The 512-nt window shown below is 53.1% G+C and carries 1 protein-coding gene; it reads left to right on the top strand.

The window, feature by feature from the left end:
* Nucleotides 1-225 precede the first annotated feature (225 nt).
* Nucleotides 226-512 (top strand): transposase (locus HMPREF3067_RS09395; protein ID WP_371259793.1); only part of this gene is annotated, 287 nt, incomplete at its 3' end.

The following is a 512-nucleotide window of genomic DNA, read 5'->3' as shown; positions in this document are numbered from 1 at the left end:
TGAACTGCTCCCCATTAGTTGGACTGAGAAATCAGTTACCGATTAGTGGGGAGTAGTTTTTCATTGAGAGCTCGAAGTTCGCTGAGTGAGCATCAGCGGGAGCAGTTGGTTGAATTTTTTGAGCAAGGCATGGGCTATGGTGCCGCTGCTACTGCTCTTGGTGTCTCCAAATACGCCGCCCGTATGCTCTGTCGTCGGTTTAAGCTGCATGGCAGACTATGTCTTGTGGAAAAACCGACTAAGCAGCAGTATTCGTTCGAAATCAAGAAGGAAGTTGTCCAACGCCACCTTGCTGGTGAGACAGCGATGGATCTTGCGCGCGAGTTTGGCCTGTCATCAGAGCAGCTGGTCAGCGGATGGTCGTGGAAATGGCGTAAAGGTGGCGATGAGGCACTAAAACCGAAGCGGAAGGGCAGGCCCAAGCGCTCGGTCACGCCGAAGCCGCTCTCGGAGGAAGCGAAGCTGCGTCGCCAAATCGCGCGGTTGGAAGCGGAAAACGCATATCTAAAAAA

Origin of the sequence: Corynebacterium sp. HMSC04H06 (genome assembly GCF_001815935.1) — a bacterium.
Classification (GTDB): domain Bacteria; phylum Actinomycetota; class Actinomycetes; order Mycobacteriales; family Mycobacteriaceae; genus Corynebacterium.
The sequence above is the reverse complement of the archived record's forward strand: the minus strand, read 5'-3'. Positions and strand labels throughout refer to the sequence as shown.